At 69.5% G+C, this 20779-nt stretch carries 18 protein-coding genes and 1 pseudogene; 4 read left to right on the forward strand and 15 right to left on the reverse strand.

Features of this window, described 5'->3' with window-relative positions; all coding sequences use genetic code 11:
• Positions 1 to 187: 187 nt before the first annotated feature.
• From OC490_RS09985 to OC490_RS10000, 4 genes are read left to right on the forward strand one after another with little or no spacing between them, the layout of a single operon-like run.
• Positions 188 to 1156, forward strand: coding sequence for an ABC transporter substrate-binding protein (locus OC490_RS09985; protein ID WP_262057477.1), 969 nt, complete (start codon positions 188 to 190; stop codon positions 1154 to 1156).
• Positions 1153 to 1926, forward strand: coding sequence for an ABC transporter permease (locus OC490_RS09990; protein ID WP_262057478.1), 774 nt, complete (start codon positions 1153 to 1155; stop codon positions 1924 to 1926). Before OC490_RS09985 ends, OC490_RS09990 begins: the two co-directional genes overlap by 4 nt.
• The gene (locus OC490_RS09995) at positions 1923 to 2702 is read left to right on the forward strand and encodes an ABC transporter permease (RefSeq protein WP_262057479.1); all 780 of its coding nucleotides are present in this window, start codon (positions 1923 to 1925) and stop codon (positions 2700 to 2702) included. The genes OC490_RS09990 and OC490_RS09995 overlap by 4 nt, the downstream gene beginning before the upstream one ends.
• A gap of 20 nt (positions 2703 to 2722) precedes the next feature.
• A complete protein-coding gene (locus OC490_RS10000) occupies positions 2723 to 3550 on the forward strand; it encodes an ABC transporter ATP-binding protein (protein WP_262057480.1) in 828 nt (275 codons plus the stop codon).
• A gap of 290 nt (positions 3551 to 3840) precedes the next feature.
• On the opposite strand, the pseudogene OC490_RS10005 reads toward OC490_RS10000, so the two are convergent.
• From OC490_RS10005 to OC490_RS10075, 15 genes and pseudogenes are all read right to left on the reverse strand, one after another.
• A pseudogene (locus tag OC490_RS10005) lies at positions 3841 to 4350 on the reverse strand (mycodextranase); the annotation flags it as partial.
• Between the two features lie 52 nt (positions 4351 to 4402).
• Complete coding sequence (locus OC490_RS10010) at positions 4403 to 6001, reverse strand: glycoside hydrolase family 13 protein (RefSeq protein ID WP_262057481.1); 1599 nt, start codon at positions 5999 to 6001, stop codon at positions 4403 to 4405.
• Positions 6002 to 6040: 39 nt separating this feature from the next.
• Positions 6041 to 6916 (reverse strand): carbohydrate ABC transporter permease, encoded by an 876-nt coding sequence (locus tag OC490_RS10015; protein ID WP_262057482.1) that lies wholly within the window; start codon positions 6914 to 6916, stop codon positions 6041 to 6043.
• Positions 6913 to 7869 (reverse strand): carbohydrate ABC transporter permease, encoded by a 957-nt coding sequence (locus OC490_RS10020; protein ID WP_262057483.1) that lies wholly within the window; start codon positions 7867 to 7869, stop codon positions 6913 to 6915. The genes OC490_RS10015 and OC490_RS10020 overlap by 4 nt, the downstream gene beginning before the upstream one ends.
• Positions 7870 to 7873: 4 nt before the next feature.
• Entirely contained in the window at positions 7874 to 9220 is a 1347-nt protein-coding gene (locus OC490_RS10025) for an ABC transporter substrate-binding protein (protein ID WP_262057484.1), read from the reverse strand.
• A 109-nt stretch (positions 9221 to 9329) separates the two neighbouring features.
• Positions 9330 to 10328: a LacI family DNA-binding transcriptional regulator gene (locus OC490_RS10030; RefSeq protein ID WP_262057485.1), complete on the reverse strand. Its 999-nt coding sequence runs from the start codon at positions 10326 to 10328 to the stop codon at positions 9330 to 9332.
• An 86-nt stretch (positions 10329 to 10414) separates the two neighbouring features.
• Entirely contained in the window at positions 10415 to 11107 is a 693-nt protein-coding gene (locus OC490_RS10035; protein WP_262057486.1) for a GntR family transcriptional regulator, read from the reverse strand.
• 59 nt (positions 11108 to 11166) lie between these two features.
• The gene (locus OC490_RS10040) at positions 11167 to 12168 is read right to left on the reverse strand and encodes a proline racemase family protein (protein WP_262057487.1); all 1002 of its coding nucleotides are present in this window, start codon (positions 12166 to 12168) and stop codon (positions 11167 to 11169) included.
• 36 nt (positions 12169 to 12204) lie between these two features.
• Complete coding sequence (locus OC490_RS10045) at positions 12205 to 13101, reverse strand: dihydrodipicolinate synthase family protein (RefSeq protein ID WP_262057488.1); 897 nt, start codon at positions 13099 to 13101, stop codon at positions 12205 to 12207.
• A 31-nt stretch (positions 13102 to 13132) separates the two neighbouring features.
• Complete coding sequence (locus OC490_RS10050; protein ID WP_262057489.1) at positions 13133 to 14581, reverse strand: FAD-dependent oxidoreductase; 1449 nt, start codon at positions 14579 to 14581, stop codon at positions 13133 to 13135.
• A complete protein-coding gene (locus OC490_RS10055; RefSeq protein WP_262057490.1) occupies positions 14574 to 14882 on the reverse strand; it encodes a (2Fe-2S)-binding protein in 309 nt (102 codons plus the stop codon). The genes OC490_RS10050 and OC490_RS10055 overlap by 8 nt, the downstream gene beginning before the upstream one ends.
• Positions 14879 to 16033 (reverse strand): NAD(P)/FAD-dependent oxidoreductase, encoded by a 1155-nt coding sequence (locus OC490_RS10060; protein WP_262057491.1) that lies wholly within the window; start codon positions 16031 to 16033, stop codon positions 14879 to 14881. The genes OC490_RS10055 and OC490_RS10060 overlap by 4 nt, the downstream gene beginning before the upstream one ends.
• Before the next feature lie 455 nt (positions 16034 to 16488).
• Positions 16489 to 18804, reverse strand: coding sequence for a beta-glucosidase family protein (locus OC490_RS10065; RefSeq protein ID WP_262057492.1), 2316 nt, complete (start codon positions 18802 to 18804; stop codon positions 16489 to 16491).
• Between the two features lie 229 nt (positions 18805 to 19033).
• A complete protein-coding gene (locus OC490_RS10070) occupies positions 19034 to 19852 on the reverse strand; it encodes a carbohydrate ABC transporter permease (protein ID WP_262057493.1) in 819 nt (272 codons plus the stop codon).
• Complete coding sequence (locus OC490_RS10075) at positions 19849 to 20754, reverse strand: carbohydrate ABC transporter permease (protein ID WP_262057494.1); 906 nt, start codon at positions 20752 to 20754, stop codon at positions 19849 to 19851. Before OC490_RS10075 ends, OC490_RS10070 begins: the two co-directional genes overlap by 4 nt.
• Positions 20755 to 20779: the final 25 nt, after the last annotated feature.

The following is a 20779-nucleotide window of genomic DNA, read 5'->3' on the forward strand; positions in this document are numbered from 1 at the left end:
GACGCACGGAGTGCGCTCCGGGAGCACGGTAGAAGCGCATTTCGATAACTGTCAACAATTTTGTTAGCCAAACCATTGACCCGGTTGGACGCCGGGTTCTACGTTCCCGCTGAGCACCAAGAAGAGCACCACTGTGCGCTGTGCGCACAGCCTGTCGGAACACCGTTGTCTGCACAGGAGGAGCCGTATGCGTCGTCTGCTCGCCGGTCTCACGGTCGGCACATTTCTGCTCGCCACCGCGGCCTGTGGCTCGTCCGACGGGTCGAGTTCGTCGAAGAGCACGTCCTCGGGAGGCACCACCACGGTCAAGGTGGGGGTCATCCCCATCGTCGATGTCGCCCCGCTCTACCTCGGCCAGAAGCAGGGCTTCTACACCAAGCACGGCCTGAAGCTGACCATGACGCTCGCGCAGGGCGGCGCGGCCATCGTGCCGGGTGTGGTCAGCGGGCAGTTCCAGTTCGGCTTCTCCAACATGACCTCGCTGATGCTCGCCCAGAGCAATGACGTGCCGGTGAAGGCCATCGCCAACGGTGTCGCCTCAACCGGCGTGTCAGGGAAGGACTTTGGCGCGCTGGTCGTCAAGAAGGGCAGCACGCTCAAGTCGGCGAAGGAGCTGGAGGGCAAGAAGGTCGCGGTCAACACGCTGAAGAACATCAACGAGACGGCCGTACGCGAATCCGTCCGCAAGGCCGGCGGCGACCCGGACAAGGTGAAGTTCGTCGAGTTGGCCTTCGACCAGATGCCGGCCGCGCTCGACAAGGGCCAGATCGACGCCGCGATGGCCGTCGAGCCCGCGCTCACCACCATGCTGAGCCAGGGCGCCCAGCAGATCGCCTGGCCGCTGGTCGACGTCGCGCCGAACCTCACCGTCGCCATGTACTTCACGTCGTCGGCGTACGCGACCAAGAACCCGGACGTGGTGAAGAAGTTCCAGGAGGCGACCGCCGAGTCCCTCGCCTACGCCGACGCCCACCCGGACGAGGTCCGCCAGATCGTCGCCACCTACACCAAGGTCCCGGCGAGCGTGCTGGCCAAGGTGATCCTGCCCAAGTGGCCCGCCGATCCCAACCGTTCGTCGATCGATGCGCTGGAGAAGCTGAGCGAGACCGACGGCCTCTTCAAGAAGACCCCCGACCTGAACACGCTGCTCCCGTGAAAGGACTGAACACCGCACTCGGTGCGGCCGGACTCGCGGCCTTCCTCGCCCTCGGCGAGGTCGTGCCGCGCGTCGGCATCGTCAAGGAGGCCTACTTCCCGACGACCAGCAGGATCGCGTCCGCACTCCGGGACGAGCTGACGGACTCCGCGTTCTGGTCGGCGCTCGGCGACACCCTCACCGGCTGGGCCCTCGGCCTCGCCATCGCCGTCGGCGCGGGCATCGCCGCGGGCGTCCTGCTCTCCGTCGTCCCGTACCTGCGCGAGGCGACCGCCTCCACGATCGAGTTCCTCCGCCCGATCCCCTCGGTCGCCCTCATCCCCCTCGCGGTGCTGTTGTACGGCACCGAGCTGAAGTCGGTGCTATTGCTCGTCGTCTACGCCTCCTTCTGGCAGATCCTGATCCAGGTCCTCTACGGCGTCCAGGACGTCGACCCGGTCGCCGAGGAGACGGCGCGGTCCTACGGTCTCGGCACCTGGGCGCGGGTGCGGTACGTGCTGTGGCCGAGCGCGCTGCCGTACGTCATGACGGGTGTGCGGCTGGCGGCGGCCGTCGCGCTGATTCTCACCATCACCGCCGAACTGGTCATCGGGGCACCGGGGTTGGGCGCGACCATCATGGTCGCGCAGAGCTCGCAGGCCGTGCCCGAGATGTACGCGCTGATCGTGGTGACCGGTCTGCTGGGCCTGATCATCAACGTGGGCGCGCGAACGGTGGAGCGGCGGGCGCTTGCCTGGCACCAGTCCGTGCGCGGGGAGGTGACGGTGTGAGGCGTGTTCTCCTCCGGCTGCTGTTCGTGATCGCACTCCCGGCGGTGCTGCTCACCGTCTGGTGGCTGGCGTCGGACGGCAGCACCAATGTCTTCTGGCCACCACTGCGGACCATCCTCAAGACGTTCCCGGACGTGTGGACCGCCGACCGCTTCAGGACGGACGTGCTGCCCAGCGTGCTGCGGCTGACGGCCGGTTACGCCGCGGCGGCCGTCCTCGGGGTCGCACTCGGCACGGTCATCGGCTCCTACCGTCGGGTGCGCGCGGTGTGCGAACCGGTCCTGGAGTTCCTGCGCGCGGTCCCGCCGCCGGTCCTCGTCCCGGTCATCATGCTGTTCGCGGGCATCGGCGACACCATGAAGATCGTGGTCATCGCGAGCGGCTGCGTCTGGCCGATCCTCCTCAACACGGTCGAGGGCGTCCGCGCGGTCGACCCGGTCATGAAGGAGACGGCCCTCTCCTACGGCATCACGGGCGCCGCCCGCCTGCGGAGCCTGGTGCTGCGCTCGGCGAGCCCGCAGATCTTCACCGGGCTGCGCCAGGCGCTGTCCATCGGGATCATCCTCATGGTCATCAGCGAGATGTTCGCGGGCACCGACGGACTCGGTTACACCGTCGTCCAGTTCCAGCGCAGTTTCGCCGTGCCCGACATGTGGACCGGCATCCTCGTCCTCGGGATGCTGGGATTCCTGCTCTCCGTCGTCTTCCAGGTGGTCGAGCGGCGGGTGCTCGGCTGGTACCACGGCCTGCGCGCGGCAAGCCGCCGGTCCCCGTGAACATCGTGAAAGGGCGGTCCATGCACGCGCTACTCGACGTATGCGGCCTCAACAAGGTCTACGAGGGTTCCGGCCGCCGGGTGGAGGCGGTGCGGGACCTCACCTTCACCGTCGACGCCGGCGAACTCGTCTGTCTCGTCGGCCCGTCGGGCTGCGGCAAGACCACTCTGCTCAAGTGCATGGGCGGACTGCTCACCCCGACCGCGGGCGAAGTCCTGCTGAGCGGACGGAAGGTGAGCGGTCCGCCGCCCGGGATGGCGTTCGTGTTCCAGGAGTACGGGCGCAGCCTGTTTCCCTGGATGCGGGTCGGCGAGAATATCGAACTCCCTTTGAAGCAGAAGGACTTGAGCAGGTCCCGGCGTCGGGAACTGGTCGCGGACGCGCTGGAGTCGGTGGGACTGACGGATGCGGCGGGGGCGTATCCGTGGCAGTTGTCCGGCGGTATGCAGCAGCGGGTCGCCATCGCCCGCGCGCTCGCCTACGAGCCCGAAGTCCTGCTGATGGACGAGCCGTTCGCGGCGGTCGACGCGCAGACCCGGGCCGATCTGGAGGACTTGGTACGGGGGTTGTGGCGGGAGCGCGGCATCACGATCCTCTTCGTGACCCACGACATCGACGAGGCCGTCTACTTGGGCGAGCGGGTCGTCGTTCTGTCCGCGTCGCCGACCGTCGTGCAGGAGCAGCTGAAGGTCGATCTGCCCGTGGAACGCGACCAGTTGCACACCCGGGTCGCCCCGCGCTTCGCCGAACTGCGGACCCATGTGTACGAGCAGATCCAGGCGGCGAAGCGCGGGACGCTCCCGGTTCAGGACCGGCTCACAAAGTCGGATACGCCTCCACTTCGCTGAACTGAGCCGCCGGTCGGCCGGAGTTGGCGCTCACGTCAGCCGCAGACAGCGCAGGTTGGTGCCGCTCGGCCGGGCCACGGTGCCCGTGTTGCCGGTCGCCGGGTCGAAGCGGTAGCCGGCGGAGCCAGCGACGGTCGAGTACGTGGAACCGTCGGTGCTGCCGAGCACGGTGACGGTCTGCGTGCGCGCTCCACGCGGACGCGGGCGGGAGCTTCAGCACCAGTCTGCGGACGGCCTGGGCCGAGCCGAGGTCGACCGTCCAGGCCTGCGGGAAGGCGTTGTTGGTGGACTCCTTGGGCGGCGGAGATGTCGTCCCGGAAGGCCTGCGTGGAGTTGCCCGCGCCGCTGGGGTCGGCGCCCTTGGAGACCACGGACACCGAACCGGCCGGCTGCGCTGCAGCACCGGCGACCTGCTGCTCGAAGTCGGCGACGTCGACGGTGACTTGAGTACCTGTCGCCGCGAACGCGACCTTGTCGCCCTGCTGCACGTTCTGGGCGAGCAGGAGCCGGGAGTTGTCGAAGTAGTGGTGCGTCTTGGCACCGGCGATCCAACTGGTGTCGACATACGAGTACTTGGACGTGACGGCGAGGGTTTTGGCGATCTTGGTGCCGTTGACGTACACGTCGAGGCTGCCGCTCTGCCCGTCCGGGACGCTGTAGGACACCTTCACGGCATTGGCCGCGCGCGGCACGGTGAAGTCGACGCGCTCTCCGGGGGCCAGCCGTACGGCCTGCCGCCCGGAGGCCTCGGAGGCGAGGCTCCCCTGGGTTTAGTCGGGGCCGATTCCGGTGCCGGTCGCGGGGACAGCGGATGCGGGGTGGCGGTCGACCGTTGACGGTCGACCGTGGGCACTACGCGGTGTGCAGCCAGGCCGCCGTGTCCTTCGGCAGTCGGCCCCGGTCGTCCGGGGGGCCGCTGGTCAGCAGGAGTCGGCTGTGCGGCGGGAGTTCGACGGGCGTGTCCGACAGGTTGACCACGCACGTCGCGCCGTCGGCCCGGGCGAAGGCGAGGACGCCCTCGGGGGCGGGCAGCCAGGCGAGGGGGCCGTCACCGAAGGCCGGCCGGAGGCGGATCGCCTCGCGGTAGAGGTTGAGCATGGAGTCAACCGTCCGCAGCTGACGGTCGACCGCATACGATGTCCAGCCGTCCGGCTGCGGCAGCCAGGGCTCACCGCGCGAGCCGAAGCCCGCGTACGGCGCGTCCGCGACCCACGGCAGCGGTACCCGGCAGCCGTCGCGGCCGGGGTCGGTGCCGCCCGACCGGAGGTACATCGGATCCTGAATACGGTCGACCGGCAGCTCGACCTCGGGCAGCCCCAACTCCTCCCCCTGGTAGAGGTAGACCACCCCGGGCAGTGCCAGTGACAGCAGCGCCGCCGCCCTGGCGCGCCGGGTGCCGAGGGCGAGGTCGGTCGGGGTGCCGAAGGCCTTGGTGGCGAAGTCGAAGCCGGTGTCGGTGCGGCCGTAGCGGGTGACCGTGCGGGTCACGTCGTGGTTGCACAGGACCCAGGTGGCGGGGGCGCCGATCGGGGCGTGCTCGGCGAGGGTCTCGTCGATCGAGGTGCGCAGCCGGTCGGGGTCCCAGGGGCAGGACAGGAAGGAGAAGTTGAAGGCGGTGTGCAGTTCGTCGGGGCGCAGGTAGCGGGCGAAGCGCTCGGTGTCGGGGAGCCAGACCTCGCCGACGAAGACGGCGCCGTACTCGTCGGCGACGGCCCGCCAGGCGCGGTAGATGTCGTGGAGTTCGTCGCGGTCGACGAAGGGGTTCGGGTCACGGCCCTCGACGAAGTCGGGCAGTGCCGGGTCCTTGGCGAGCAGTGCCGCCGAGTCGATGCGCACTCCGGCGACGCCGCGCTCAAACCAGAAGCGCAGGATGTCCTCGTGCTCCTGTCGGACGGCCGGGTGGGCCCAGTTGAGGTCGGGCTGTTCGGGGGTGAACAGGTGGAGGTACCAGTCGCCGTCGGGGAGGCGGGTCCACACGGGTTCGGTGGAGCCGGCGAACTGGGACGGCCAGTCGTTGGGCGGGAGTTCACCGTGTTCGCCGCGTCCGGGGCGCAGGTGGAACAGCTCGCGCTCGGGGCCGCCGGCGAGGGCGGCGCGGAACCACGGGTGCTGGTCGGAGACATGGTTGGGCACGATGTCGACGATCGTGCGGATGCCCAACTCCCGTGCCTCGGCGATGAGTTTCTCGGCCTCGGCGAGCGATCCGAAGGCGGGGTCGATGGCGCGGTAGTCGGCGACGTCGTAGCCGCCGTCCTTCATCGGTGACAGGTACCAGGGGTTGAACCACAGGGCGTCCACGCCGAGTTCGGCGAGGTAGGGCAGTCTGGAGCGGACGCCCGCGAGGTCGCCGGTGCCGTCGCCGTCACCGTCCGCGAAGCTGCGGACGTAGACCTGGTAGATGACGGCGGAGCGCCACCAGTCGTGGCTGAGGGCAGGGGTGGGCTGTCCCACTGTGCTGGCCTTTCTGTCGGAGGGCGTCGAGGGGCGGTGTCAGCCCTTCGTGCTGCCCGCGCTGATCCCGGCGATGATGTGGCGCTGGAAGACCAGGAACATGGCGACCATGGGGATGCTCGCGATCACCATCGCGGCGATGAGCACGGTCAGTTGGATGTTCTGCGACAGCTGGACGAGTGCCACGCTGATCGGCTGTTTGTCGGTGTCGGAGAAGACCATCAGGGGCCACAGGAAGTCCTGCCACACGGCGACCAGGGCGAAGATGGAGACGACGCCGAGCACGGGCCGGGACATGGGCAGCACGATGGACCACAGGATGCGGAGTTTTCCGGCGCCGTCGATCTCGGCGGCCTCCATGACGTCGCGCGGGAGTTGGTCGAAGAACCGTTTGAGGAGATAGAGGTTGAAGGCGTTGGCGACGGCCGGCAGCCAGATGCCGAGGGGGTCGTTGAGCAGGCTGGTGTGGATCAGCGGGAGGTCGGCGACGGTCAGGTACTTCGGTACGACCAGGGCCTGCGCGGGGACCATCAGCGTCGCCAGGATGCCGCCGAGGATCAACTTGCCGAAGGCGGGCTTGAGTTTGGACAGGGCGTAGGCGGCGGCCGTGCACAGGACCAGCTGGAAGGCCCAGGCGCCGGCGGCCTGGACGACCGTGTTCCACAGGTGCTCCGGGAGCTGCATCAGGTCCCAGGCGTCGGTGTAGCCGCTGAGGTGCCAGTCCTTGGGGATGATCGTGGGCGGTGTCTGCGCGATCTCGTCCGGCGACTTCATGGCGCCGGTGACCATCCAGTAGACGGGGAAGAGGAAGGCCAGCGCGAAGAGCACGACGACGCTGGTGAACACCGTCCAGTAGACGGCCTTGCCGCGGGGCCGGGCGAGCGCTGCCGGGGAGAGAAGGGTGCGGGTGCTCACAGGTCGTCCTCTCCGGAGCGGGTCAGCCGCAGATAGAGGGCCGAGAAGACGCCGAGCAGCACGAGGAGCATCACGCTGAGCGCGCAGGCGCCGCCGAAGTCGTTGTAGAGGAAGGCGTATTTGTAGATCAGGTAGAGGACGGTGACGGTGGCGCTCTCCGGTCCGCCGCCGGTGATGACGAACGGTTCGGTGAACACCTGCATCGTGGCGATGATCTGAAGGAGCATCAGCATCAGGATGACGAACCGGGTCTGAGGGATCGTCACATAGCGGACGCGTTGCAGCAGGCTCGCGCCGTCCAGTTCGGCGGCCTCGTACAGCTCGCCCGGGATGGACTGGAGCGCGGCCAGGTAGATCAGGACGGTGCCGCCCAGGTTGGCCCAAGTGGCCACGATGACCAGGGAGATGAGGGCGGTGTCGGTGCCGTTGGACCAGTTCGAGGTGGGCAGGTGCAGGAAGCGGAGCGTCTCGTTGGCGAGGCCCGCTCCCGGGTCGTAGAACCACTTCCAGAGCAGGGCGGTGACCACCGGCGGGATCATCACCGGGAGGTAGACGACGACCCTGAAGAAGGCCTTCCAGTGCCTCAACTCGTTGAGGACCAGGGCGAGTACGAACGGGATCGCGAAGCCGATGAGCAGGGCCAGCAGGGTGAAGACGAGGGTGTTGCGCCAGGCGGCGGTGAACTCGGGGTCGTGCCAGACGCGGGTGAAGTTGGCGGTGCCGACCCACTCGGGCGAGGAGCCGGGCGTGTACTTCTGGAAGGCGATCACGACGGCGCGGATCGCCGGGTACCAGGAGAACAGGGCGAAGCAGATGAGGCCGCCGAGGAGGAACGCGTAGGCGCGGGCCTGGTCGAGGAGGCGGCGCCGCCCCCGGCCCCCTACCGGGGGCGGCGCCTCGACCTGTCGTACCGCCGTCGTCCGGGCGGGACTCCGGGTGGCCGTCCGGGTCATCGGGTCAGCCCCGGGCCAGGATGCCGTCGATCTTTCCGGAGGCGTCCTTGAGGAGTTGGTCGATGTTCGCGTCCTTCTTGGTGAGGACGGCGGAGACGGCCGAGTCGAGGACGGAGTAGATCTGCTGGGCGTCCGGCGGCTCGATCTTCATCTGGAGGGACTGGTTGCCGTCCAGGAAGGCCTGGTAATTCTGCACCGGGACATTGGAGTTGGCCTTCTTGACCTGTTGGTCCTTGGCGTCGGCGGCGCCGGTGAACAGGCGCGGTTCGGGCAGTCCGACGGGCGCGTTGGCCTGCTTGGCGCGGGCGTAGTCGCCGAGGAAACCGCTGCCCGGGGTGAGGAACATGCTGTCGAGCCACTTGAGGCCGGCGCGGATCTGGGCGGGCGTGTCGTGCTTGTTGAACATGTAGCCGTCGCCGCCGATGAGCGTGCCCTGGCCGCCGGGCATCGGGCCGAGGGCGAGGTCGTCGTAGTTGCCGCCCTTCTCCTTGACCAGGATCGGGATGTTGTCCGGGGCGGAGAGGTACATGCCGAGCTTGCCCGAACCCATCAGCTGCTGCACGTCGTTGATGACGAGGAGCTGCTTGCTGCCCATCGAGTTGTCGGTCCAGCGCATGTCGTGCAGGTTCTGCAGCACGGCGTGGCCCTGCGGGGTGTCGATGGTGGCCTTCTTGCCGTCGGCGCTGACGACGTCGCCGCCCTGTGAGTACATCTCGACGGTGAAGTGCCAACCCCCTTGGTTCTGGGCGCTGTAGTCGGCGTAGCCGATGGTGCCGTTGCCGAGCGCGGCGATCTTCTTGGCGTCGGCGCGGACTTCGGCCCAGGTCGTCGGCGGCTTGTCGGGGTCGAGGCCGGCCTGCTGGAAGAGCTTGCGGTTGTAGAGCAGGCCCATCGAGTAGCCGGTGCGCGGGATGCCGTAGATCTTGCCGTCGACGGTGTAGATGTCGCGCAGCTGCTGCTGAAGAGTGTCGTAGCTCTTCAACTCCTTGATGTACGGGGTGAGATCGGCCGCCTGCTTGATGTCGACCACGTGCTCGGCGTCGGTGAAGTACGTGTAGAACACGTCCTCCATCTGGCCGCCGGCGAGTTTGGCGTCGAAGGTCTTCGGGTCCTGGCAGGGGAACGCGTCATGGGCGACGACGTCGATGTCCGGGTTCTTCTTCTCGAAGGACGCGACATCGGAGTCGAAGAACTTGCGGTCGACCTTGGCGCTCTTGGGCGGCTCGCAGTTGACCGTGATGCGCGTCTTGCCGCTCGCCGAGTCGTCGCCGGACCCGCAGGCGGCGGCGGTGAGCGCGAGAGAACAGACGCCGATCGCGGCGAAGGTACGGCGGAACCCGGTGCTTCTCATCGGTGGACCCCTCTGGGCAGGAGCGGTGGGCGCCCACACTCAAGCACCGCCGACATCTCTCCGCAAGATGTCGCGCAGAATCTGTAATTATTCGACAGCTATACGGCCGTCAGCTGCGCGGGGCTTGCGCGGTGGAACCCCTGACCACCAACTCCGGCTCGAAGAGCAGCTCTTCGGCGGGTACGACGGCTCCGCCGACCTGTGAGTTCAGGAGCTCAACGGCCGCCCGGCCCATGGCCTCGATGGGCTGGCGGACAGTGGTCAGCGGGGGCTCGGTGCAGTTCATGAACGCGGAGTCGTCGTAACCGACGACGGAAATCTGTGACGGGACGTCAAGTCCCTTGCGACGGGCGGCCCTTACCGCGCCGAGAGCGAGCGGGTCGCTGGCGCAGATGATGCCGGTGACACCCCGGTCGATCAGCCGGGAGGCCGCCGCGTGACCGCCCTCGATGGAGAAGATGGCGCGCGCCACGAACTCGTCGGGCAGGTCCCCGGACAGGGCCCGCGCGGCGGCCAACTTCCTTGCCGACGGCATGTGGTCGGCGGGTCCGAGGACCAGCCCGATGCGCTCGTGACCGAGGGAGGCGAGGTGACGCCAGGCCTGTTCGACGGCGACGGCGTCGTCGCAGGAGACGGCGGGGAAACCGAGGTGGTCGATGGCCGCGTTGAGCAGGACGACCGGGATGTTGCGCTCGGCGAGCAGCCGGTAGTGGTCGTGCGGCGCGTCCGCCTGGGCGTACAGGCCGCCGGCGAACACGACTCCGGAGACCTGCTGTTGCAGCAGCAGCGTCACATAGTCGGCCTCGGACACCCCGCCCTTGGTCTGGGTGCAGAGCACCGGGGTGAGGCCGAGTTGGGCGAGCGCGCCGCCGATCACCTCGGCGAAGGCGGGGAAGATGGGGTTCTGCAACTCGGGCAGCACCAGGCCCACCAGCCGCGCGCGTTCACCGCGCAGTTGGGTGGGCCGCTCGTAGCCGAGGACGTCCAGGGCCGACAGCACGGACTGCCGGGTCGAGTCGGAGACTCCGGGTTTGCCGTTGAGTACCCGGCTGACCGTGGCCTCGCTGACCCCGACCTTCTTCGCCACCTCAGCAAGTCGTCGCGTCATGTGCGCAAGAATAGCGCAAGGGACGCAAGCGGTTTGCGCCATGGGGCAAGTGACCGGAACCGACTCACGGCGTCCCGGCCCCGATGTCAGTCGTGTGCGGCCCACAGTCCGCGGACATGTCCCAGGTGGCAGGTCATGATCTCACGCACGGCCCGCTCGTCACGGTCCACCAGCGCGTCGAGGAGGTCCAGGTGCTCCTGGGCGGAGGCGAGCAGGCGTCCTTCCTTGACGAGGGCCGTGAGCCCGTAGAGGCGGGACCGCTTGCGCAGATCGCCGACGACCTCGACGAGATGGGCGTTGCCGGCCAGGGCGAGCAGCCCGAGATGGAAGCGGGTGTCGGCCTCGACGTACGCGATGAGGTCGCCGGCCACGGCCGCGCCGACGATCTCCCGGGCGGCGGGTCGCAGCGCCTCCAGCGAGACGGGGTCGGCGGTCCCTGCCAGCCCCACCACCGTGGGGATCTCGATCAGGGCGCGGACATGGGTGTACTCGTCGAGCTGCCTCTCGGAGACCGCGGTGACCCGGAATCCCTTGTTCGGCACGGTGTCGACCAGACCCTCCTTGACGAGGTCGAGCATGGCCTCGCGTACCGGTGTGGCCGAGACACCGAAGCGGGCGGCGAGCGTCGGCGCGGAGTACACCTCGCCGGGCCGCAGCTCCCCCGCGATCAGCGCGGCCCTGAGCGCGTCGGCGACCCGCTCGCGGTAACTGCTCTTCCCGCCCAGCGTGGGCAGATCCGGGGCAGTGGCGGGCGGGGCGCCGGTGCGCTGGACGGCCATCGAATCTCCTCGTGGTGCAAGTGGTGCAATGTCACGCGTGACCGGCCATTATCCCCGGGCTAGAGGATGAACCCGCCCGGGAACGGGTCGGTGGGGTCGAGCGAGTACTGCGCGGTGCCGGTGATCCAGGCACGGCCGGTGAAGCTGGGCAGGACGGCGGGGACACCGGCGACCTCCGTGGTGCCGAGGAGCCGTCCGGTGAACTGTGTGCCGATGAAGGACTCGTTCACGAACTCGGTGTGCAGCGGGAGTTCGCCGCGCGCGTGGAGCTGCGCCATGCGGGCGCTGGTGCCCGTGCCGCAGGGCGAGCGGTCGAACCAGCCGGGGTGGATCGCCATCGCGTGCCGCGAGTGCCGCGCGGTCGCGCCGGGCGCGTACAGGTGGACGTGATGGCAACCGCGAATGGAGGCGTCCTCGGGGTGGACGGGCTCGTCCCTCTCGTTGATCGCTTCCATGAGGGACAGGCCGGCCTTGATGATGTCGTCCTTGCGGGACCGGTCGAAGGGCAGCTCGAACTGGTCCAGCGGCAGAATGGCGTAGAAGTTGCCGCCGTACGCCATGTCGTATGTCACCGTCCGCCCGTCGGCGAGTGCGATTTTCCGGTCTAGGCCGACGGAGAACGACGGGACGTTCTTGAGGGTGACGTTCTTCGCGGCACCGTTCTCGACCGCGACCTCGGCGACGACGAGTCCCGCCGGGGTGTCGAGGCGGATCGTGGTGACCGGCTCGACGACCTCGACCATGCCCGTCTCGACAAGCACGGTGGCCACGCCGATCGTGCCGTGCCCGCACATCGGCAGATAGCCGGAGACCTCGATGTAGACGACGCCCCAGTCGCAGTCGGGGCGGGTGGGCGGCTGCAGGATCGCGCCACTCATCGCGGAGTGGCCGCGCGGCTCGTTCATCAGGAACTGCCGGATGTGGTCGCGGTGTTCGCGGAAGTACAGCCGCCGCTCGTTCATGGTGGCACCGGGGATGGCGCCGATGCCGCCGGTGATCACCCGGGTCGGCATGCCCTCGGTGTGCGAGTCGACGGCGTGCAGGACGAGTTTGCTGCGCATGACGCTCCTGGTGGATCGATGCCGATGCGAGGGTGCTTACGCGAGTCCGGCCGCGACCGCCCTCTCGGTGGCGGCGCGCACGACGGCTTCCTGCTCGGGCAGCAGCGGGACGCGCGGCGGGCGCACCGGGCCGCCGTACCGTCCGACGATGTCCATGGACAGCTTGATGGCCTGCACGAACTCGACCTTGGAGTCCCAGCGCAGCAGCGGGTGCAGCTGCTCGTACAACTTCTTCGCGGTGGCCAGGTCCCCGTCGACGGCCGCGTGGTACAGCTCGACACTCGCGGCGGGCAGCGCGTTCGGGTAACCGGCCACCCAGCCCTTCGCACCCGCGAGCGCCAGCTCCAGCAGGACGTCGTCGGCGCCGATCAACAGGTCGAGTTCCGGGGCGAGTTCGGCGAGCTGGTAGGCGCGGCGGACATCGCCGGAGAACTCCTTGACGGCGTGGATGTACCCCTCGCCGTGCAGCTTGGCGAGGAGTTCGGGCACCAGGTCGACCTTGGTGTCGATGGGGTTGTTGTACGCCACGATCGGCACGCCCGCCTTCGCGACCTCCGCGTAGTGCGCGAGGACCGAACGCTCGTCGGCACGGTAGGCGTTGGGCGGCAGCAGCATCACGGAGGCGCAGCCGGCGTCGCGGGCCTGCTCGGCCCAGCGGCGGGACTCGGCGGAACCGTAGGCGGCGACACCGGGCATCACCCGCGCCCCGCCGATCGCGGCGACGGCCGTCTCGACGACCTTGGCGCGCTCCTCGGGGGTGAGCACCTGGTACTCGCCGAGCGAGCCGTTGGGCACGACACCGTCGCAGCCGTTGTCGACCAACCAGGCGCAGTGCTCGGCGAACTTGTCGTGGTCGACGGCGAGTTCGTCGGTCAGCGGAAGCGCGGCGGCGACGAGGACGCCGCGCCAGGGACGGTTCGGGGTGGTGGTCATGGAGCGCCTCATCTCAACAGGGTGTGACATTTCATTGATGCTCGTCGTCCTCGGCCGCACCGGCGCGCGCCAGTACACCGAGCGGCACGGGTCTGGCGAACGGCCGCCGGGGCGGGGTGGGTTCGCACCCGGCGAGCCCCGCGACCGCGGGCCCGCACATCCGCCCCTGGCACCAGCCCATCCCGGCCCGCGTCAGCAGCTTCACGGTGCGTACGTCACCGGCGCCGAGCCCGGCCACGGCCTCGCGGATCGCACCTCCGGTCACCTCTTCGCAGCGGCACACAACGGTGTCGTCGGTGACGAGATCCGTCCAACAGGCGGGCGGCGCGTACACGGTGTCGAGTGCGGCGAAGAACTCCCGCAGTCCCGTACGGGACTTGGCAGCCGTCGCCCACCCGCGCGGGTCGGGTACGGCACCCGTCAGGCGGGCGGCTGCGGAGCGTCCCGCGATGTGCCCTTCGGCGAGGGCGAGGTCCGCGCCGCCGATACCGGTGGTCTCGCCGGCCGCCCAGACGCCGGGGACGTCGGTGCGTTGCTCGTCGTCGACGTGGACGTCGAGCCCTTCGAGCCGGCAGCCGAGGGTCTCGGTGAGGTCGGTGTGCGGCAGCATGCCGTGGCCGACGGCGAGGGTGTCGCAGGCGAGGCGCCGTTCGGTGCCTGGGCGGACACGCCCGTCGGTGTCGAGCGCGGCGACGGTCACCGCCTCCAGCCGCTCGGCGCCGTGCGCCTCGACGACGGTGTGCCGAGTGAGCAACTTGATGCGGTGGCGCAGGAGTTGGGCCGCGTACTGGGCGCCTTCGGCGACCTTGCCGGGCTGTGCCGCGAACGTGCGGGGCCGTCGTGCGAACGCCTTGAGGTCGGCGGACTCGATGAGCGCGGCCACCTCGACACCGGCCGCGGCGAGTCCGGTCGCCACGGGGAGGAGGAGCGGGCCGGTGCCGGCGACCACGGCGGTTCGTCCCGGGACGGCGAGGGAGCCCTTGAGCATGGCCTGCGCGCCGCCCGCGGAGAGGACTCCGGGGAGGGTCCAGCCGGGGAAGGGGAGGACCTTCTCGTAGCCGCCGGTGGCGAGGAGGACGGCGTCGGCACGGATCTCGACGGGGACTTCCTGTTCGGGGCCGAGGAGGGCGTGCACGGTGAAGGAGTCACGGGGGCTGCTTCCGTCGGCAGTACGGTCACCCTCTCGGTTCGACCTCCGCTCCACGAACCAGATGTGATGGTCCGTCAAGTGGGTTACGCGGCCTGCCTCCACGTGGCGGGCGAGGGCGTCGCTGAGCCGCCGCCATGTGCGCCACCGGTGGTGCAGGGCCTGCGGTCGCGCGGCGCGCAGTTCGGCGGCGGGCTGACGGTAGAACTGGCCGCCCGCCAGCGCCGCCGAGTCGAGCAGCGTGACCCGGACGCCGTGGGCCGCGGCGGCCACGGTGGCGGCGAGTCCCGCCGGGCCCGCGCCGATCACGGCGAGGTGCGGTCGGTCAGTCATCGTGGCCCGTTCCGTCCTGTGTGCGGATGGCGTCTCCCGGGTGCAACAGCACCAGGCAGGCCCGTTGGTTCGGGCGGTCGTTGACGGTGACGAGGCAGTCGTAGCAGACCCCGATGCCGCAGAAGACGCCGCGCGGCGCTCCCCCGACCCGGGTGGTGCGCCAGGACGTCACGCCCGCCGACCACAGTGCGGCGGCGACGGTCCGGCCGGGGACTGCCTCGATCTCACGGCCGTCCAGGGTGACCGTGAAGGCCGGTCCCGGGCGGGCGTCGGCGAGGTCCTGCGGGGATCCTGAGCTCACTTGCCCTCCTGGTCCGGGAAGCGGTCGGGGCGGAAGGGTGCCAGGTCCAGGTCGGGGGCCTTGCCGCCGAGCAGTTGGGCGATCAAGTGCCCGGTGCCGGTGGCGAGTCCGATGCCGGCGCCCTCGTGTCCGCAGGCGTGGACGAGGCCGGGGGCCCGGGGGTCGGGGCCGATGGCGGGGAGGTGGTCCGGCAGGTAGGGGCGGAAGCCGAGATAGGAGCGCATCGCCCGTACGTCGGCCAGGAACGGGAACAGCCGGGTCGCGCCCGCCGCCAGCGCCCGGACGATCGGCAGCGAGAACTCCCGGTCGAAACCGACGCGTTCACGGCTGGCGCCGATCAGGACGGGTCCGGCGGCCGTGCCTTCCACGACGGGTGAGGTCTGCAGGGCGGCAGAGTCGCTGGCCACGTCGGCCACGTAGTCGGCGGCGTACACCTTGTGGTGGATCAGGCGCGGGAGCGGTTCGGTGACGAGGACGAAGCCGCGGCGCGGGAGGACGGGGAGGATGACGCCTGCGAGGGCGGCGAGTTCGCCGCCCCAGGTGCCGGCGGCGTTGATCACGGTCGGGGCGAGGATGTCGCCCGGGGCTGTGCGGACACCTTGGACCGTTCCATCGGCCTTGCGGAGTACGGCCGTCACCGTGCGGCCGGTGAACAGGCGGGCGCCGGATGCCCGGACGAGGTGGGCGGCGGCCAGGGCGGGCATCACCTGGCGGTCCTGGGGGTAGTACACGCCGCCCGGGAGGCCCGGGGCGAGGCGGGGTTCGAGGTCGTACAGGGCCTCGGCGTCGACCGGTTCGGCGACGACGCCGGCGGTGCGCTGTTCCCCGGCGAAGCGTTCCAAGGCGGTGAGCCCGCTGGGCGTGGAGGCCACGACGAGGCCGCCTTTCGCCTCGTACTCGATGAACTCCCCCAGACCCTCCGCAAGTTGTGCCCACAGGCGGGCGGAGAGGAGGGCGAGGTCGAGTTCGGGGCCGGGTTCCTTGTCGGAGACGAGCAGGTTGCCCTCGCCGGCGCCGGTCGTGCCGCCGGACACCGGGCCGCGATCCACGATGACGACATCGAGGCCTGCCCGGGCCGCGTAGAGGGCGCAGGCCGCGCCCACCACTCCGGCTCCGACGACCACGACATCGCAGGTCAGTCGCTTGCTCACATCAGTACTATGTCACATACCTCTCTGGCTGAGTATGTCCCCGCGCGAATGTCACCGCTGAGGGCGGCACGTGAAAAGGGTCTGATGCACGATCGGGTGACATCTGAACTGGCTTGCCCTGTGGGGGGTGCCCTGCAGGCACAACCGGTCCGGCACCGGTTTCGGCCCCTGCGACCACTCAGGCCAGGACGGCAGCAGCGGCTCGCTCACTGCCCACAAGTCGTCGTCTACGATCCGCGGCCGAGTCATCACACCCACCCGACCGATCGGATCGTCACAACAGTCACGCCCGACCAGGACCGCCCAGCAAGATCCTGTTACGAGCTCTGAGCAGCTCACGCCAGTTCGTCTCACGTCCATCCCCACAGCCCGCTGTGAACCACTGGAGACGGGATGCAAAAGGAGGCTCCCCGCACCTGACACGGGAAGCCTCCTGGCCTGCGGAGTACCCGAGGTCAGCCCGGGAGCCCCCTGACGGGCGTGGTCATGGTGCGGGTGCTGTCGACGATGCGCTCGTCTCCTTGCAGGGTCACCTGGACGGGAACGCCACGGTCGCCCGCCGACCGGGCGACGGTGAGGGTGAGGTCGCCGGGTTCGACGCGTCGGCGAAGGTCTCTCCCGGTGAAGGCGGCCATGTCCGTGTGGACCTCGAACTCGACGACACGGGTCTCACCGGCGGCGAGGTCGACGCGAGTGAAGGCGATGAGTTGGCGGACCGGGCGGGTGACCGAGGCGACCGGGTCGGTGAGGTAGAGCTGGGGGACGCAAGTGCCCGCGCGCTCACCGGTGTTGGAGACCCTGGCCCGCAACGTGATCGTGGCGTCGACGGACACCACGGCTTCGTCGACGGACGCGCTCTCGATCTCGAAGGTCGTGTACGACAGACCGTGCCCGAACGGGAACGCGGGTGTGGGGTCGATGTTGCTCACACCATCGCTCTTGAGGGCGAGCGGAGGCGCCAGGTAGGTGCCCGGCTGGCCGGCCTCGTCGCCCGGGATCTGGACCGGCAGGCGCCCGGAGGGGTTGATCCGGCCCGAGAGGACACCGGCGATCGCCCCCGCCCCTTCCTCGCCGGGGAAGAACGCCTGGACCGTGGCGCCCGCCCGCCACGCGTGCCGGCCGATGGCGTACGGACGGCCCGAAAGGACGACGAGGACGGCTTGGTTCGCCGCGTCGAGGACGGCCTCCACCAGTTCGTCCTGGACTCCGGGGAGTGTCAGCACGCTGACGTCGCAGCCCTCGCCGGAGGAACCGTGTCCGAACATCCCGGAGCGGTCACCGACGACGAGGACCGTCACGTCGGCCGCGGCTGCGGCGGCCACCGCGGCGGCGATGCCGCTGCGGTCGTCCCCGATGACTTGGCAACCGGTCTCGTGGCGGACCTCGGCGTCGGGGAACTCGCGCCGGAAGGCGTCGAGCACCGTGGGCGCCTCGACTCCCAGGGGGGTGTCGGGGTAGTGGGGCAGTACGTGGTTGGGGAACGAGTAGCAGCCGAACAGGCACCGGACGTCGGCGGCCGCGGGACCGATCACGGCGACGGAGCGCGCGCCGGTGAGCGGCAGCAGGTCCGAGGAGTTGTCGAGCAGGACGACGGACTCCTCGGCCAACTCGCGTGCGACGGAGCGGTTTCGGGCCGAGTCGAAGTCGGCGGGAGCGGTGTACTGCCCGGGCTTCCAGTCTGGATCGAGCAGGCCGAGTTCGGCCTTCTGGGTCAGGACCCGCAGTACCGCGCGGTCGACGAGATCCGCCGGCATTCCGTCGTCCAGGAGCGGCCCCCCGTATGCGGTGGTGTGGGGCAGTTCGACGTCGATTCCGGCCCGGAGCGCGGCACGTGCCGCGCCCGGGATGTCGGCCGCCACGTGGTGCAGGGAGGCGAGGAACGCGATCGCCCAGTAGTCGGACACCACCGTGCCCTCGAATCCCCAGCTGTCACGCAGCAGTCGGGTCAGGAGTTCCTCGCTGGCACCACAGGGCACGCCGTCTATGTCGTTGTAGGCGTTCATGACCGAGCCGACCCGGCCCTTCACCACGGCCTTCTCGAACGGCACGAGGATCAGGTCGGCGAGTTCGCGGGGACCGACGGCGGCGGGGGCGTGGTTACGGGCGGCCCTCGATGCGGAGTAACCGGCGAAGTGCTTCAGCGTGGCGACGACGCCTGCCGACTGCAGCCCCTGCACGTAGGACAGGCCGAGTTCGGACACGAGGTAGGGGTCCTCTCCGAGGGTCTCCTCGACCCGGCCCCAGCGGTAGTCGCGTACGACGTCCACGACGGGTGACAGTCCCTGGTGGATACCGACGGCCGCCATGTCCGAGCCGATGGCCGCTGCCATGCGGTGGACGAGGTCGGGGTTGAAGGCGGCTGCCCAGGCGAGCGGTGTGGGGTAGACCGTGGCCTGCCAGGCGGTGAACCCGGTGAGGCACTCCTCGTGGGCAATGGCCGGGATGCCGAAGCGGTTGGCCGCTGTCACCCGCTCCTGGAACTCCGCGAGGCGCTTGCGGCCCGCCTCCGGTTCGACCGGCGCCGTACCGAACACCCGGGTCAGATGCCCGAGACCGTCGACGATCGCTTCTTCGAAGCTCTCGGCGCCGCGGAAGGTGTCCTGCATCGGGGCCACGTCGCCGGACTCGTCGTGGCCGGGCCAGGTGCTGCCGAGCTGTGCGACCTTCTCGGCCCTGGTCATGGTGTCGAGGAGGGCCCGCGCGCGAACGGACGCCGGCAGGGCGGGATCGTTCCACAGCCCGGTCGTCGGGCGCTCGTCGCTGATCGTCAAGGTCTCATCCGTTCTGTTGCGGGGGGGGTGCGCGAGAGCGCGCGAATGGTCCAAGGGGCCGAGGGGATACTGCCGACCGGGAAGGGAGTGGGCCCGGGCGCCGGTCCGGCGGTCATGGGGAGGCAGACACGCCGGACTGCGTCGCACGGGGGGAGTCGGCGCCTTTCGGCGTCCGGGCCCCGAACAGGGTGGCGTCCCGCTTCGGCGAATCCGGCGGGACTCGGCACCGTTACTTGCCGCCGGCTCCCATCAGACCCGCGACGAGGGCGCGGCGGGCGAAGAGGTAGACGACGAGGATGGGGACCGCGGACATCAGCACCGCGGCCAGCAGGGCCGGCACGTTCGACCCGTACTCGGAGACGAAGTTGTACAGGCCCAGTGTCACCACCTTGTTGTCGTTCGACTGGGTCATGATCAGCGGGAACAGGAAGCCGTTCCACGCCTGGAGGGCCGTGAAGACGCACGTGGTCGCGATGGCCGACTTCGACATCGGGACGACCAGCGTCAGCAGGGTCCGGGCCGGGCTCGCGCCGTCCAGGGCCATGGCCTCGTACAGCTCGTTGGAGATGTCCCGCATCCCGCCGCTGAGGACCAGCACGCTCACCGGCAGCGCGAACGCGGCGGTGGGCAGGATGATGCCCCACAGGGTGTCGTAGAAGCCGAGATTGTTGATGATCAGGAAGAGCGGGATGATCACCGCCTGCGAGGGGATCGCCAGGCCCAGCAGGAACAGGCGGAACACGCCCTTGGTCATCCAGCCCCGGCCGCGCACCACGGCGTAGCTGATCGGGACCGCGAGCGCCAGCACGATGGCGACCGTGGCCACCGCGACGACGACGGTGTTCCAGATGTACTGCAGGAAGCCGCTGTCCAGGACCGTGCGGAAGTTGTCCAGGGTCACGGTGTCGGGGATCGAGACGGGGCCCTTGTCGGTGTACGTCGTCTGCGGCTGTACCGCCGTGTTCACCAGCGCGTACAGCGGGACGCCGATGATCAACAGCCAGACCAGGGTGGCAGCGCCGGCGAGGTAGTTCGGGCGCGTCCTCACAGCCCCTCCATCGTGCTCGTCATCTTGTCGTACCCGCTGAGCTTCGTGAGGAGGACCGAGGCGGCGGTGGCGAGCAGCAGCAGGAAGCTGGCGATGGCGCTCGCATAGCCGTAGTCGTAGGTCCGGAAGGCCGTCTGGTACATGGAGAACGGCAGGATTGAGGTGTCCGTGCCGGGTCCGCCGTTGGTCAGCAGCAGCACGATGTCGAAGGCCGTGAGGCCGCCGACGACCATGAAGATGGTCGAAGTGATCATCGTGTTGCGCAGCTGCGGCAGGGTGATGTGGACGAACTGCCGGACCCGTCCCGCGCCGTCGATCGAGGCAGCCTGATAGAGCGTGTGCGGGATGGCCCGGGCGGCGCCCTGGTAGAGCAGGCTGTGGAAGGGGACGAACTGCCAGGTGGTCACGAGGACCAGGCAGGCGATCGCACCCTGCTGGGTACCCATCGGATCGGAACCGAAGAGCCATTCGAACTTCGATGGAAGACCGAAGTTCGGGTCCAGCAGCTGGCGCCACATGACGGCCGTTGCCGCTGTGGACAGCAGCAGCGGCAGGAAGAACAGCGCCGACAGGACCGCCCGGTTGCGCTGGGGACCGGCCGCCCAGACGCCCAGCAGGATGCTGACCGGCGCCTGCACCACGATGTTCCCGATCAGCAGGACCCCTGTGACCACGGTGGACTGCCAGACCTGACTGTCGCCGAAGAACCGCGACCAGTTCGCCGTGCCGGTGAACTGCGGTGGGTTCAGGCCGTCCCAGTGCGTGAAGGAGAGGTAGAGCACGCCCACCATCGGCGCGACGGCGAAGACGAGGAAGAACAGCAGCCCGGGAACCGCCCAGGCCACGCCGGGCCGCTCCAGGGTGGGCGGAGCGGCCCGGTCACGCACCCGCTGCTTGCGCATGGGCCGTGAAGTCGTTGCGGAGACC

The organism is Streptomyces sp. STR69, from assembly GCF_024519455.1.
In the GTDB taxonomy this organism is placed as follows: domain Bacteria; phylum Actinomycetota; class Actinomycetes; order Streptomycetales; family Streptomycetaceae; genus Streptomyces.

What these genes read in the sequence shown, in the direction of transcription:
- OC490_RS09985 (WP_262057477.1), top strand. Translation starts at nt 188, where the DNA reads ATGCGTCGTCTGCTCGCCGGTCTCACGGTCGGCACATTTCTGCTCGCC.
- OC490_RS10000 (WP_262057480.1), top strand. Translation starts at nt 2,723, where the DNA reads ATGCACGCGCTACTCGACGTATGCGGCCTCAACAAGGTCTACGAGGGT.
- OC490_RS10020 (WP_262057483.1), bottom strand. Translation starts at nt 7,869, where the DNA reads ATGACCCGGACGGCCACCCGGAGTCCCGCCCGGACGACGGCGGTACGA.
- OC490_RS10025 (WP_262057484.1), bottom strand. Translation starts at nt 9,220, where the DNA reads ATGAGAAGCACCGGGTTCCGCCGTACCTTCGCCGCGATCGGCGTCTGT.
- OC490_RS10030 (WP_262057485.1), bottom strand. Translation starts at nt 10,328, where the DNA reads ATGACGCGACGACTTGCTGAGGTGGCGAAGAAGGTCGGGGTCAGCGAG.
- OC490_RS10035 (WP_262057486.1), bottom strand. Translation starts at nt 11,107, where the DNA reads ATGGCCGTCCAGCGCACCGGCGCCCCGCCCGCCACTGCCCCGGATCTG.
- OC490_RS10040 (WP_262057487.1), bottom strand. Translation starts at nt 12,168, where the DNA reads ATGCGCAGCAAACTCGTCCTGCACGCCGTCGACTCGCACACCGAGGGC.
- OC490_RS10045 (WP_262057488.1), bottom strand. Translation starts at nt 13,101, where the DNA reads ATGACCACCACCCCGAACCGTCCCTGGCGCGGCGTCCTCGTCGCCGCC.
- OC490_RS10050 (WP_262057489.1), bottom strand. Translation starts at nt 14,581, where the DNA reads ATGACTGACCGACCGCACCTCGCCGTGATCGGCGCGGGCCCGGCGGGA.
- OC490_RS10075 (WP_262057494.1), bottom strand. Translation starts at nt 20,754, where the DNA reads ATGCGCAAGCAGCGGGTGCGTGACCGGGCCGCTCCGCCCACCCTGGAG.